The 12,691-nt window shown below is 64.6% G+C and carries 13 protein-coding genes; 6 read left to right on the top strand and 7 right to left on the bottom strand.

All coding sequences use genetic code 11. The features are described from left to right. Window positions 1-70 precede the first annotated feature (70 nt). Together NGM99_RS04655 and NGM99_RS04650 are read right to left on the bottom strand one after the other, a co-directional pair. Window positions 71-1,585 (bottom strand): catalase, encoded by a 1,515-nt coding sequence (locus NGM99_RS04655; RefSeq protein ID WP_252816460.1) that lies wholly within the window; start codon window positions 1,583-1,585, stop codon window positions 71-73. A gap of 144 nt (window positions 1,586-1,729) precedes the next feature. Then, window positions 1,730-2,149: an MAPEG family protein gene (locus NGM99_RS04650; protein WP_252816458.1), complete on the bottom strand. Its 420-nt coding sequence runs from the start codon at window positions 2,147-2,149 to the stop codon at window positions 1,730-1,732. Window positions 2,150-2,254: 105 nt separating this feature from the next. Between NGM99_RS04650 and NGM99_RS04645 the strand changes: the two genes are divergently transcribed. Beyond that, complete coding sequence (locus NGM99_RS04645; protein ID WP_252816456.1) at window positions 2,255-2,845, top strand: transglycosylase SLT domain-containing protein; 591 nt, start codon at window positions 2,255-2,257, stop codon at window positions 2,843-2,845. Between the two features lie 24 nt (window positions 2,846-2,869). Here the strand turns inward: NGM99_RS04645 and guaB are convergent, their stop codons facing one another. Next, window positions 2,870-4,372, bottom strand: coding sequence for an IMP dehydrogenase (gene guaB, locus NGM99_RS04640; RefSeq protein ID WP_252816454.1), 1,503 nt, complete (start codon window positions 4,370-4,372; stop codon window positions 2,870-2,872). A gap of 232 nt (window positions 4,373-4,604) precedes the next feature. Between guaB and NGM99_RS04635 the strand changes: the two genes are divergently transcribed. Next, window positions 4,605-5,372, top strand: a complete 768-nt coding sequence (locus NGM99_RS04635) for an SDR family NAD(P)-dependent oxidoreductase (RefSeq protein WP_252816452.1) — start codon at window positions 4,605-4,607, stop codon at window positions 5,370-5,372. A 6-nt stretch (window positions 5,373-5,378) separates the two neighbouring features. Here NGM99_RS04635 and NGM99_RS04630 read toward each other — a convergent pair whose 3' ends face one another. After that, window positions 5,379-5,822, bottom strand: coding sequence for a MarR family winged helix-turn-helix transcriptional regulator (locus tag NGM99_RS04630; RefSeq protein ID WP_252816449.1), 444 nt, complete (start codon window positions 5,820-5,822; stop codon window positions 5,379-5,381). Between the two features lie 100 nt (window positions 5,823-5,922). On the opposite strand from NGM99_RS04630, the gene NGM99_RS04625 reads away from it, so the two are divergent. Genes NGM99_RS04625 through NGM99_RS04615 form a run of 3 tightly spaced genes read left to right on the top strand, consistent with a single transcriptional unit; the run spans window position 5,923 to window position 7,800 of the window. After that, entirely contained in the window at window positions 5,923-6,354 is a 432-nt protein-coding gene (locus tag NGM99_RS04625) for a VOC family protein (protein WP_252816448.1), read from the top strand. A 38-nt stretch (window positions 6,355-6,392) separates the two neighbouring features. Next, window positions 6,393-7,109, top strand: a complete 717-nt coding sequence (locus NGM99_RS04620) for a DUF899 family protein (protein WP_252816446.1) — start codon at window positions 6,393-6,395, stop codon at window positions 7,107-7,109. 31 nt (window positions 7,110-7,140) lie between these two features. Then, window positions 7,141-7,800, top strand: coding sequence for a glutathione S-transferase family protein (locus NGM99_RS04615; protein WP_252816444.1), 660 nt, complete (start codon window positions 7,141-7,143; stop codon window positions 7,798-7,800). Between the two features lie 13 nt (window positions 7,801-7,813). Here NGM99_RS04615 and NGM99_RS04610 read toward each other — a convergent pair whose 3' ends face one another. Beyond that, window positions 7,814-8,839 (bottom strand): MBL fold metallo-hydrolase, encoded by a 1,026-nt coding sequence (locus NGM99_RS04610; protein WP_252816442.1) that lies wholly within the window; start codon window positions 8,837-8,839, stop codon window positions 7,814-7,816. 177 nt (window positions 8,840-9,016) lie between these two features. Between NGM99_RS04610 and NGM99_RS04605 the strand changes: the two genes are divergently transcribed. Next, a complete protein-coding gene (locus tag NGM99_RS04605; RefSeq protein WP_252816440.1) occupies window positions 9,017-10,432 on the top strand; it encodes an MFS transporter in 1,416 nt (471 codons plus the stop codon). Here the strand turns inward: NGM99_RS04605 and NGM99_RS04600 are convergent. Both NGM99_RS04600 and NGM99_RS04595 read right to left on the bottom strand, forming a co-directional pair. Then, window positions 10,429-11,169 (bottom strand): RlmE family RNA methyltransferase, encoded by a 741-nt coding sequence (locus NGM99_RS04600; RefSeq protein ID WP_252816438.1) that lies wholly within the window; start codon window positions 11,167-11,169, stop codon window positions 10,429-10,431. The genes NGM99_RS04605 and NGM99_RS04600 overlap by 4 nt on opposite strands. Further along, window positions 11,169-12,590 carry a Ppx/GppA phosphatase family protein gene (locus NGM99_RS04595; protein ID WP_353937373.1) on the bottom strand — a complete coding sequence of 474 codons (1,422 nt, stop codon included), beginning with the start codon at window positions 12,588-12,590 and terminating at the stop codon, window positions 11,169-11,171. The genes NGM99_RS04600 and NGM99_RS04595 overlap by 1 nt, the downstream gene beginning before the upstream one ends. Window positions 12,591-12,691 lie beyond the last annotated feature (101 nt).

Raw genomic sequence — 12,691 nt, 5'->3', positions numbered from 1 at the left:
TTCAACCACAGTTCAAAGCAAAAGGCCGGGATCGCTCCCGGCCTCCGCATTTTCAATCAGGCGAAGAGACTTACTCAGCCGCCACCGAATGGCTCGTGGTCAGGCTCGCTTGGGCATCGTCGCGAGTCTGCTTCGCCAAAGCCTCACGCACGCCCGCGCCATAGGCCGGATCGACCTTGTCGAAATGGGCCAGCTGACGGTCCACGATGAATTGCGGCACGCCCTGCATGGCGCCGGCGAGCGTGTCGAACAGGCGGCTCTTCTGGCCTTCGTCGAAGAGATTGAACAGCGCGCGCGGCTGCGAGTAGTGGTCGGCCTGGCCACGATGGTCGTAGCGGCCCACTTGGCCCGCATAGCGGTGCGGCGGCTCTTCCACGCTCGGATCCTCGACCGGGCCGCCGAACGAGTTCGGCTCGTAATAAGCATCCGGATTGGTGAGGAGCCCGAAGGGCATCGTGCCGTCGCGGTTGTAGTGGTTCACCGGCGAACGCGGCTTGTTGACCGGCAGCGACTCGTAATGCGTGCCGATGCGGTAGCGGTGCGCGTCGGGGTACGAGAACAGGCGGCCCTGCAGCATCTTGTCCGGCGAAAAGCCGATGCCCGGCACCACGTTGGACGGATTGAAGGCGGACTGCTCGATCTCGGCGAAGTAGTTGTCCGGGTTCTTGTTGAGCTCGAACTCGCCGACCTTGATCAGCGGGTAATCGCCATGCGGCCAGACCTTGGTGAGATCGAACGCGCTCCAGCCGGTCTTCTTTTCCCACTCTTCCGCTTCGAGCTCGGGCATGACCTGGATGAAGAAGTCCCATTTGGGGAAGCGGCCTTCCTCGATCATCGAGTAGAGTGCTTCCTGATAGCTCTCGCGCGACTTCGCGATGACCTTCTCGGCCTCTTCATTGGTGAAGGTCTTGTGGCCCTGCTGGGTCTTGAAGTGGAACTTCACCCAGAAGCGCTCACCATTCGCGTTCCACAGCGAGAAGGTGTGCGAGCCGTAGCCGTTCATGCGGCTCGGGTCCACGGGGATGCCGCGATCCGACATCAGAATCGTCACCTGGTGCAGCGACTCGGGGCAGAGCGACCAGAAATCCCACATGGCGGTGGCCGAACGCAGATTGGTGCGCGGATGGCGCTTCTGCGTGTGGATGAAGTCCGGGAACTTGTAAGGATCGGCGACGAAGAAGACCGGCGTGTTGTTGCCGACGACGTCCCAGTTGCCTTCCTCGGTGTAGAACTTCAGCGAGAAGCCGCGCACGTCGCGCTCGGCGTCCGCCGCGCCCTGCTCGCCGGCGACGGTGGAGAAACGCGCCAGCATCTCGGTCTTCTTGCCGACCTCGGAAAAGACCTTGGCGCGGGAATAGCGGGTGATGTCCTCGGTCACCGTCAGCGTGCCGTATGCACCCCAGCCCTTGGCGTGGACGACGCGTTCGGGCACGCGCTCGCGGTTCTGGTGCGCAAGCTTTTCGATCAGCTGATAGTCTTCGAGCAGCACCGGCCCGCGCGGGCCGACGGTCTTCGCGTTCTGGTTGGAAGACAACGGCGCGCCGGCCGTCGTGGTGAGCGTTTTTGGCTTGCGTTCCTCGGCCATCCGGTGTCTCCTTTGAACGTGACTGGAAACTTCCAGGCGAGAACCATGACTCGCCCCATCCAGTTTGGAATCGTTCTAAATTGAGGCCTTTGTCGGGCGCAAGCCCCTATCGGTCGGTGCTCGGGAAATTTCTTGCCCGTCTCCTCACACAACGCGCAACAAATGCAGCGCGAGCCATATCCAGAGCAGCGCATTGGCGACGAAGCCCACCGTGAAGGCCGGCTGACGGTAGCGGATGCGGTTCGACGTCACGTGGATCGCAGCATGGACGTAGCGTGAGGCGACGAAGATCCAGGCGAAGATGACAGTGAACAGGTTGACGCCCGAGGTCGCATAAAGCGCCAGGCATGCGATGTGGAAAAGCGGCGGCAGTTCGAACTGGTTATGCAGCGAGTTGCGCACGAAGAGGCTTTCCGCCGGTTCGTTGCGGTTCTCGCGAAAATCCGAAATGCGCGCGCTGCCGCCCTGCACGGCCGATTTCCTGCGCAAAAACATCAGCACATAAAGCACATAGACCAGCGCCACATGGGCGATCATCGGCCAGAAAATGGCAGCGGGATTCATGGGTGCGCTCCTCAGGCCGGAGAGTATCGGCCTGCCTGTTTTGCGCCACAAAGGTTAAGCGAGACCGCAAGACTCTTTTCATCGCATTTAGCTAAAAGCCACCTCATGCGCAGTGTCTCGTATCTCGTCCTGCTTGTGCCTTTGCTTCTCCTGAGCGCCTGCGCCACAGCGCCGAGCCGCATCAACGATGTGTGCGCCGTGTTCGACCAGAATGACGGCTTTCTCAACGACTGGCATCGCGACGCCAAGCGCGCCGAGGCCAAGCATGGCGTGCCGGTGCATATCCTGATGGCGACGATCCGCAAGGAGTCGGGCTTCAAAGGCAATGCTCGCCCGCCGCGCAAATATATCCTGGGCTTCATCCCCTGGGGCCGCGTGTCGAGCGCGCATGGTTACTCGCAGGCGCTCGACGGCACATGGGCGCAGTACCAGCGCGAGACCGGACGCTTCATGGCGCGCCGCACCAAGTTCGCCGATGCGGTCGATTTCGTCGGCTGGTATCACAAGAAATCGGCGGACGCGCTCGGCATCGCCCGCAACGACGCCTACAGTCTCTACCTCGCCTATTATTTCGGCTGGAAGGGCTATGCCAATGGCGAGTGGAAGCGCAATGCCGGCATCCAGCGCTATGCCCGCGACACGGCCAAGATGGCGGCGAACTACCAAGCCCAGATGCAGCGCTGCGGACGCCGCTGAGGCGCCCGCAGACAAGACAAGGATTTATCCGACGCTCGGATAGTTCGGGCTTTCGCGCGTGATCGTCACGTCATGCGTGTGGCTTTCACGCAGACCCGCATTCGAGATGCGCACGAAGGTGGCGCGTGAGCGGAAATCCTCGAGCGAGGGCGCACCGACATAGCCCATGGCAGCGCGCAGGCCGCCGGCCAACTGGTGGAGCACCGCGCCCACGGGGCCCTTATAGGGCACCTGGCCTTCGATGCCTTCGGGGACGAGCTTCAGCGTGTCGCGTACTTCGGCCTGGAAGTAGCGGTCGGCCGAGCCCCGCGCCATGGCGCCCACCGAGCCCATGCCGCGATAGGCTTTGAATGAGCGGCCGCCGTGGAGATAGACTTCGCCGGGGCTTTCATCCGTGCCGGCGAGCAGCGAGCCGACCATGGCTGCGCCCGCGCCGGCCGCGAGAGCCTTGGCGAGATCGCCCGAATATTTGATGCCGCCATCGGCAATGACGGTGACGCCGGCCTTCTGCGCCACGCCCACCGCATCCATGATGGCGGACAATTGCGGCACGCCGACGCCTGCCACGATGCGCGTGGTGCAGATCGAGCCTGGTCCGATGCCGACCTTGACCGCATCCGCGCCCGCATCGATCAGCGCCTGCGTGCCGTCGGCGGTGGCCACATTGCCGGCCATGATGCGCACCGAGTTGGAAAGCTTCTTGGCACGCGCCACCGCATCCAGCACGCGCTGCGAGTGGCCGTGTGCCGTGTCGATCACGAGCAGGTCCACACCCGCATCGATCAGACGCTCAGCACGCTCGAAGCCGTCTTCGCCGACCGAGGTGGCGGCAGCAGCCCGGAGGCGCCCCTGCGCGTCCTTGGTGGCATGCGGGTTGAGCTGGGCCTTCTCGATGTCCTTGACGGTGATCAGGCCGACGCAGTTGCCGCTGGCATCCACCACCAGAAGCTTTTCGATGCGGTGGGTGTGCAGGAGCCGCTTGGCCTCGTCTTGGGCCACGTTTTCCGTCACGGTGACGAGGTTCTCATGCGTCATCAATTCGCTCACCTTCTGCGAAGGATTCGATGCGAAACGCACGTCGCGATTGGTGAGGATGCCGACGAGCCGGCCCGTGACCTGACCGCCGGCACCGCCATTCGAGACCACCGGAATGCCCGAGATATTGAAGCGCTTCATCAGGTCGAGCGCGTCCTGCAGCGTGGCATCGGGGCCGATCACCACCGGGTTCACCACCATGCCGGATTCGAACTTCTTCACCTGCCGCACCTGCTCGGCCTGTTCGACCGGGGACAAGTTGCGGTGGATGACGCCCAAGCCCCCCGCCTGCGCCATGGCAATCGCCAGCCGCGCTTCGGTGACGGTGTCCATGGCAGCCGACAGGATCGGCAGGTTGAGGTCGATGTCGCCCGCGATGCGCGTGCGGATATCGACGGTGCCGGGCATCACTTCCGAATGGCCCGGCTGGAGCAGCACATCGTCGAAGGTGAGCGCCAAGGCGCCGGTCGCGGTTTCGATCAGTCGTGCCATATGCCAGCCTTTCGGAATAGGGAGACGCCGGCGCTTGCGGAAAAGTCGCGGGCGCCGGGAAACGTCTCATCCCCTTGGAAGATTGGCAGCGGCTCCTAACACGGGCGTGACGGGTTGGAAAGGTGGGCGAGCCTCGTGATTGTGCCAATGCACAGGCGGGCGCCAGCCTCTTCCCACCGCACCAGCCGAAGCGCAGGATGCGGCGGCTTTCGGCGAACAGGGAAACAGGCGCATGGCGGGACGGCTCGAAAACAAGGTCGCGATCATTTCAGGCGGGGCGACGGGCATGGGCGCTGCCGCATCTCGGCTTTTCGCGGCCGAGGGAGCCAAGGTCGCCATCGTGGACCGCAACAGGGAAGCGGGACAGGAAACGGTGGAAGCCATCCGTGCGGCGGGCGGCAAAGCGGCGTTCTGGAGCGCGGATGTCTCCGACGAAGCTCAGGTGAATGCAGCGGTTCAAGCCGCCGCCGAACAGTTCGGACCGACGACCGTGCTGTTCAACCATGCGGGCACCATCGTCATCAAGCCGTTCCTCGAAACATCCGTCGAGGAGTGGGATTGGCTCCATGGCGTCAATGTGCGCTCGATGTTTCTGATGACCAAAGCGGTCCTGCCCGGCATGATCGCGGCCGGCGGCGGCTCGATCGTCTGCACCTCGTCGATCTCGGCGGTGGCCGCGACGCCCATGGAAGTGCTTTACGACACGACCAAGGGCGCCTGCCACATGTTCGCGCGGGCCATCGCCGTCGAGTTCCGCGACCGCAATATCCGCTGCAATGCCGTCTGCCCCGGCTTCATCCGCACCCCGCACGGCATGCGCGAAGTGTCCGATCTCGGCCGGCTCGGCGTGGACGTGTCGGATGCCGCGATCACCGCCCAGCAGGGCCGGATCGGCGAGCCGGAAGAAGTGGCGCGTGCCGCCCTCTTTCTCGCCAGCGACGAGGCCAGCTTCGTCAATGGCACGCATCTCTTCGTGGATAACGGCTTTACGGCGATGTGAGACGGATCAGAGCAGCGCGTTCAGCCCGTTGCGCAGGCTTTGCGCCCTCTCATCCCCGAGTGCCGCATCGATGGCTCCATGGGCTTCAATCCAGATCGGCAGGGCCGCGGCGAGGCGCGCGAGACCTTTGTCGGTAAGCACCAGCCGCCGCGCGCGGCGATCCTTCGGGTCGGGCTCGACGGTGAGCAGGCCCTCGCGCTCCAGCGGCTTGAGGTTGGCCGTCAGCGTGGTGCGGTCCATGGCGAGCAGCTGTGCGACCGAGCCGATGGAAGGCGGCTCAGGGCGGTTGAGCGACATCAGAAGCGAGAACTGGCCGCTGGTCAGGCCGGCCGAGCGCAGGACCTCATCGAAGCGGCGCGCGAGCGCACGCGCCGCACGCTGCGTGTGCAGGCAGAGACAGGTGTCGCGAACGTGAAGCGTGGCCGCGAATGGCACCGGGCGGTTTGACATGGGCTATTTACGTTGATATCAACTTAATTCGCAATCACATGTGTTATCGCACCACTCTTTGTGCACAGCGCATTGTGTTCGGCCGAGGCGGGAGGAAAGCTTGGCAGACAGCAGCGAAACCATCGACAAGGCCGCAACCGCGCAGCCGCTGAAAGGCGGGGTGGTGCCCTATCTGATGCTGGACGGCGCGGACAAGGCCATCGCCTTCTACAGCAAAGCGTTCGGCGCAGTGCCGGTCGGAACGGTCGCCCGGATGGATGACGGGCGCGTCATGAATGCGCGCGTCGACATCAATGGCAGCTCCGTGATGCTGATGGACCCGATGCCCGAGCATGGCTACCCGGCGACCACCCATGACGGTTTCAACCTTCATTTGCACGTGGACGATGCCGATCGCTGGTTCGGCCGCGCGGTAGAGGCCGGCTGCACAGCCGAAATGCCTGTCGAACTCCAGTTCTGGGGCGACCGCTACGGCATGGTGCGCGATCCGTTCGGCGTCAAATGGGGCATCGGCTCGACGCCGGCCGCCTGACTGAAATCCGCCACCCATCGGACAAGGAGGATGTCCCCATGGCAGCACGGAATGGGCCTGCAACCGCAGAACTCAAACCCGCAACCGAGCTCGCGCGCATCAATGGCGTGCGCTTTCCCAATGAAAGCCCCGAATATCGCGCCGCGCGCGATGCGCTTCTGGCCGAGGAGATCGAACTGCGCCGCCACATCGAGCGCGTCGCCGAGCAGCGCCGGCAATTACCGCCTGGCGGCGAGGTGAAAGGCGACTACCGCTTCGAGGGCGAGAGTGGCCCTGCGAGCTTCGCCGACCTTTTCGGGCGGCACGACACGCTCGTGGTCTATTCCTATATGTTCGGCCCCGAGCGCGAGCGTCCCTGCCCGATGTGTACCTCGCTGCTTTCGGCCTGGGACGGCGAAGTGCCCGACATCACGCAGCGCGTGGCGCTCGCCATCGTCGCCCGCTCGCCGCTCCCCAAGCTGCTCCAGTTCAAGAAGGAACGCGGCTGGCACCATCTGCCGCTCTTCTCCGACCTGAACGGCAATTACAGCCGCGACTATCACGGCTTGCAGGACGGCCAGGACGAGCCCGCCTTCAACGTCTTTTCGCGCCGCGACGGCACGATCCACCACTTCTGGGCGGGCGAGATGGGCGGAGCAACGGCCGATCCCGGCCAGGACCCGCGCGGCGCGCCGGACCTCATGCCACTCTGGACCATCCTCGACTCCACGCCGGAAGGCCGCGCACCGGACTGGTATCCGAAGCTGAGCTATTAGGCCCGATCCGAGAACGCCAGGAGACCAGCCGATGGGACTCGTGCTCTACGGACATCCGTTCGCGTCCTATGTCTGGAAAGTGCTGATAGCACTTTACGCGAACGAGACGCCTTTCTCGTTCCGTCTGGTCGACCACGACGACCCGGTCTCGTGGCAAGAGTTGGAAAGACTTTGGCCGATGAAGCGCTTTCCCGTTCTGGTGGACGGGGACCGCGTCGTGATCGAGGCAGCGATCATCATCGAATATTGCGATCTCCACTATCCGGGAGCGCGACCGCTTCTGCCGTCGGATCCGGATGAAGCGCTCGACGCACGCTTCATGGGCCGCTTCTTCGACAACTATGTCGCGACACCGCAGGGGGCTATCGTCTTCGACGCGTTGCGCGACGAAAAAGACCGCAGTGCCAAGACCGTCTTGGACGCCCGCGCGACGCTGGACACCGCCTATGCCTGGCTCGACAGACGAATGCGGAACCGCGAATGGGCAGCAGGCGATCACTTCGGCTTTGCCGACTGCGCGGGCGCGCCCGACCTCTTCTACGCCGACTGGACGCACCCGATTCCCGCGCGCTTCACAGCGCTCAAGAGTTACCGCGCGCGACTCCTTGCACACCCTTCCGTCGCCCGCGTGGTGGATGAGGCACGGCCCTACCGCGCGCTCTTTCCGCTCGGTGCACCCGACCGCGACTAGAAACCGATCAGTCCTAAAGTTCCATCTGATAGGTTTCGGGCATGAAGCGGAAGCCGTCTTCGAAGCGCTCGACATAGCCGAGCGCGGGGAACGGCATGTGGTAGCCGATGAATGGCAGGCGCTCGTCGGCAATCTGCCCGAACACCTTTTTTCGCGTGGCCGCCGCCTGCGCCTTGTCCATGTCGAAGCGCACTTCCCAGTCGGGCTTCTGCAGCGAAGCGACATAGTGGTTGGCGGTGTCGGCGGTGAGCATCAAGGTCTTGCCGCCGGATTCGAGGCGGAAGATCAGGTGGCCGGGCGTGTGGCCGAAGGCTTCGATGGCCGTGATGCCGGGTGCGACCCCGTTGCCCTCGCTCACGAACACCGCGCGCTCGCGCAAGGGCATGACGTTCTTGCGCACCGCCTGCGCATTGCCCTGCGTCGGGCCTTCGAGCCGCTCGTCGGCGGTCCAGAAATCCCATTCCTTCTGGCCGAACACGTAGGAGGCGTTCGGGAAGGCCGGCGCCTCACCCTCCATCAATCCGCCGATATGGTCGCCATGCATATGGGTGATGACCACGAGCGTCACGGATTCCGGCGAAAAGCCCGCCTGCCCCATACGCGCGCGCAATAGGCCCAGATTGTTTTCGCGCCCGCCGGGCCCCATGCCGGTGTCGAACAGGATCATCTCGCTGCCGGTGCGGATGAGAACCGGCGTGAAACCGTTGACCATCTGCCTGGGCGGCAAAAAGTTCTTTTCCATCAGGGCTTCGACGACTTCCGCCGGCTGGTTCGCACCGAAGGTCGGGTGCGGCCCTTCGCCCGGACGCAGACCATCGAGCACGGCGGTGATTTCCCACTCACCGAACTTGAACTGGTGAAAGCCCGGCGAGCCGGGAAGGATCGGTTGGGTCACGCTGTTCTCGCCTGAGGCTGCCGGGATCTGGGTCGTTTGAGCTTGGGTCGTTTGGGCTTGGGCGGAAACGGACGAGAGTCCTGCCACGGCAACCGCACCGGCTCCCATCTTCATGGCGGTACGGCGGTCAACGGGCGGGGTCATCAGCGTCTCCTCGTTTGAAACTGTTCAGGCGCATAAAGTGTCACGCGGGCGCGAGAGGGCAACCCTCTCACATCAACGTGACGCTCTGGCATAAAGGCTCGGGCGACCTATAACCACCCAAAGACGGCGATCGCTGTTAAGCCGCCTTCCGATCTGTTTGCTTTCAGGCCCAAGCTTTTGAACCGTACCACACCGCTCATTCTCGCGGTCGCCCTTTTCATGGAAAACATGGACTCAACCGTGATCGCGACGGCGCTGCCCGCCATCGCGAAGGATCTCGGCACGAGCCCGATCGCACTCAAACTCGCGCTGACCGCCTATCTGGTCGCCCTCGCGGTGTTCATCCCGATCAGCGGCTGGATGGCCGACCGTTTCGGCGCCAAGAAAGTGTTTCGCATCGCCATCGGCGTGTTCGTGGTGGGCTCCATACTCTGTGCCCTCGCCAATTCGCTCGGCTTCATCGTGGTGGCACGCGTGATCCAGGGCGCGGGCGGGGCGATGATGACGCCTGTCGCGCGCCTTCTGCTCGTACGCTCCACCGACAAGCGCGAACTGGTGTCCGCCATGGCCTGGCTCACCATTCCCGGCCTGATCGGCCCGATGCTCGGGCCTCCGGTCGGCGGCTTCATCACCACCTTCGTGTCATGGCACTGGATCTTCCTGATCAACGTGCCGATCGGAATCCTGGGCATCGCGCTGTCGGGTCGTTTCCTGCCCGACACGCCGCCGGTCAGCAATGGCAGCGTGGACTGGACCGGCTTCGTGCTTTCGGCGCTTGCGGCGTCCGGCATCGTTTTCGGCCTGTCGGTGGTGAGCCTGCCTGCCCTGCCACCCGCGATCGGCCTCCTCACGCTTGCCGTCGGTGTCGTGTCGGCTTGGGCCTATATCCGCCATGCGAGGGGCCGTGCGAACCCGCTTCTCGACCTGTCGCTTTTCCGCAACCAGACCTTCCGCGCCGCAATCAATGGCGGCGTGCTTTTCCGCATCGGCAATGGCGCGACGCCCTTCCTTTTGCCGCTGCTGCTTCAGCTCGGCTTCGGACTCACACCCTTCCAATCGGGCTCGATCACCTTCGTGTCGGCGATGGGTGCCATCACCATGAAGTTCGTGGCGCGCCGCGCGCTTCGCACGTTCGGCTTCCGAACGGTGCTGGTCTTGGCCTCAGTGATCGGTGCAGCCTTCGTCGCAGCCTGCGGCTTCTTCTCGCCCGAAACCCCAATCTACCTGATGATGGGCGTGCTGTTCTTTTCGGGCTTCTTCCGCTCGCTCTTCTTCACTTCGGCCAATGCCCTCGTCTTCGCCGATATCGGCGAGCGCGACGCGAGCCAGGCAACAGCGCTTTCGGCCTCGTTCCAGCAGGTCTCGATCGCGCTCGGCGTGGCGGTCGCAGGCGGCATTCTCGAGGGCATGACGCTGTTGACGGGGGAGCCCATCAACCTTCATTCGTTCTTCGTGGCGTTTCTTCTGGTGTCAGCCATCACCGCGACCGCAGCCCTGCCGTTCTTCTTCATGCCGCCCGATGCCGGGCAGAACGTGTCCGGGCACAAGGGTCGCATCGCAGATGGCAATGCGCGGGTGCAGGCGGCGGTTTAAACCGGCTTGCCCTTGAAGGAGCGCGCCAGAAGGTAAAGCTCGGCCGACTCGTCGCGCGAGGCCGGCGGCTTCACATGATGCACGGACGTGAAGGCCCGCTTGAGCTGTGCCAGAAGCTCGTTTTCCGTGCCGCCCTGAAACGTCTTCGCCAGAAAATGCCCACCGGGCCGCAGGACTTCCATCGCGAAATCCGCTGCGACCTCGCACAGATGCATGGTGCGGATATGATCCGTCTGGCGGTGGCCCGTGGTGGGAGCCGCCATGTCCGACAGCACCAGGTCAGGCGCCTCGCCGCCGAGTGCTTCCAGCAGCTTCGCCGGCGCGTCGTCGTCGAGGAAATCCATCATGAGCACCTGCGCGCCCGGCACCGCATCCATGCCGAGATAGTCGATGCCGACGACGCGCGGGGCGTCCTCCGGCGATTTCGTGCGCGCCACCGCGACCTGGCACCAGCCGCCGGGCGCGCAGCCCAGATCGATCACCCGCTGGCCGGGCTTCAGGAGCTTGTAGCGATCATCGATCTCGATCAGCTTGAAGGCTGCGCGCGAGCGGAAGCCTTCGGCTTTTGAGCGCTGCACGTAAGGGTCGTTCAGGTGCCGCTCGAGCCAGCGGCGCGAGGATTCCTTCAAGCCGCTCTTCTTGGTGACCTTGGTGCGCAGGACACGCGTCTGGCCGGGCATTGTCTTGCTGGCGCTAGACTTGTTGGCCCCGGGGCGCTTCGCAGGAGGCTTGGCCATCAGGCGTGCGCCCGCGGGCGACGATGGTGGTTCCGCCACACGCCCGCTTCCGACATCAGTTCGCTCAACATGCCCTCACGCAACCCCCGGTCGGCGACCCGCAGCCGCTTGGTCGGCCATTCCGCGCGGATGGCTTCGAGGATGGCACAACCCGCCAGCACCAGATCGGCACGGTCGGGCCCGATGCAGGGGTTGGCCACGCGCCTGTCGAAATCCCAGCCGAGCAGTTTTGCCGTCATGCGATCCACTTCGTCCGACTCCATCCAGAGCCCATCCACGCGACGGCGGTCATAGCGCGGCAGGTCGAGATGGATGCCGGCCAGCGTGGTGACGGTGCCCGATGTCCCCAGGAGCGTCAGCCGATCATCGCCCGCGAGCTTGGCCAAGCGGTCGCGCCCTTCGAATCGCTCGATCATGGCGGCCACATGGGCGGTCATCGCCTTGAAGCTTTCAGGCGTCACGTCGCGGCCGCCGAATTTTTCGGCAAGCGTCACGACGCCGATCGGCAACGAAGTCCAGGCGCTGATCGAATCGGCCAGACGCGGGGCGCGCGAACGCGACAGATCGACCAGCGCAATTTCGGTCGAACCGCCGCCGATGTCGAACAGGACCACGCCCTTGGCATCCTGCTCCACCAGCGAGCCGCAGCCCGAAACCGCCAGCCGCGCCTCGGTCTCGCGCGAGATGATCTCGAGCCGGATGCCCGCCTCGCGCTCGACGCGATCGAGGAATGCTTCGCCGTTCGACGCCGCCCGGCAGGCCTCGGTCGCGATCAGCCGCGTGCGCAAGATTGGCCGCGCGCGCAGTTTCTCGCCGCACACGATAAGCGCTTCCACCGCGCGGTCCATGGCCCGCTCGCCGAGCGCACCGGTTGCGCCCAGACCTTCGCCCAGCCGAACGATGCGCGAGAACGCATCCACTACCCGGAACTGACCGGGCCGGGCAGGCACCGCCACCAGCAAGCGGCAATTGTTGGTGCCGAGATCAAGCGCCGCGAAAACCGGCAGGTCGTGCCGACGTCGCGCAAAGCCGGATACGTCCGGATGGGGCGGTAGCGTCGGCTCAGCGGCAAGAACGGCGGCGAGAGGTGCTGCACCCGTCACGGCCGGCGGCACGACGAAAAGCGGCGCCGCACCTTTCGCCAAGGCCTCTTCGGCACTGATGGCGATGATGGTCTCAAGTCCCGGCACGCGCACGAAGGCTTTGCGCCCCCGCCGCCTTTTGCGGCGCTTGCGCGTGGGCGTGGAACCCGGCGCTCCATCGGGCGCAGGCTCATGGGCTTGCGCAAGCCGCTGTGCGGCTTGCTTGGGCTTGGCGCGTCTGTGTTTCCGGCCCGGCCTAAACCCGCCTCGGCTCAGAGGCGGGTCGGACTCCAGACCCTCGGCTGCCGGCCTGAAGCGGCCGGGCTCGCGGTCTCCCACGTCGTTTTCCTTCCGGCGCCGCGCGAGCCTTGTGCTCGACTTTTCGAGCAAGAAGGACGCTGCAGGCGCTGCAACATCATCAGTTGGCGACACCTTAGCAG

It is taken from the genome of Mesorhizobium liriopis (assembly GCF_024053505.1).
GTDB classification, from domain to species: domain Bacteria; phylum Pseudomonadota; class Alphaproteobacteria; order Rhizobiales; family Rhizobiaceae; genus Mesorhizobium_B; species Mesorhizobium_B liriopis.
The sequence above is the reverse complement of the archived record's forward strand: the minus strand, read 5'-3'. Positions and strand labels throughout refer to the sequence as shown.

Excerpts from the sequence above, each read along its gene's own strand:
- NGM99_RS04655 (WP_252816460.1), bottom strand. The coding sequence starts at position 1,585 with ATGGCCGAGGAACGCAAGCCAAAAACGCTCACCACGACGGCCGGCGCG.
- NGM99_RS04650 (WP_252816458.1), bottom strand. The coding sequence starts at position 2,149 with ATGAATCCCGCTGCCATTTTCTGGCCGATGATCGCCCATGTGGCGCTG.
- NGM99_RS04645 (WP_252816456.1), top strand. The coding sequence starts at position 2,255 with ATGCGCAGTGTCTCGTATCTCGTCCTGCTTGTGCCTTTGCTTCTCCTG.
- guaB (WP_252816454.1), bottom strand. The coding sequence starts at position 4,372 with ATGGCACGACTGATCGAAACCGCGACCGGCGCCTTGGCGCTCACCTTC.
- NGM99_RS04635 (WP_252816452.1), top strand. The coding sequence starts at position 4,605 with ATGGCGGGACGGCTCGAAAACAAGGTCGCGATCATTTCAGGCGGGGCG.
- NGM99_RS04630 (WP_252816449.1), bottom strand. The coding sequence starts at position 5,822 with ATGTCAAACCGCCCGGTGCCATTCGCGGCCACGCTTCACGTTCGCGAC.
- NGM99_RS04620 (WP_252816446.1), top strand. The coding sequence starts at position 6,393 with ATGGCAGCACGGAATGGGCCTGCAACCGCAGAACTCAAACCCGCAACC.
- NGM99_RS04615 (WP_252816444.1), top strand. The coding sequence starts at position 7,141 with ATGGGACTCGTGCTCTACGGACATCCGTTCGCGTCCTATGTCTGGAAA.
- NGM99_RS04610 (WP_252816442.1), bottom strand. The coding sequence starts at position 8,839 with ATGACCCCGCCCGTTGACCGCCGTACCGCCATGAAGATGGGAGCCGGT.
- NGM99_RS04600 (WP_252816438.1), bottom strand. The coding sequence starts at position 11,169 with ATGGCCAAGCCTCCTGCGAAGCGCCCCGGGGCCAACAAGTCTAGCGCC.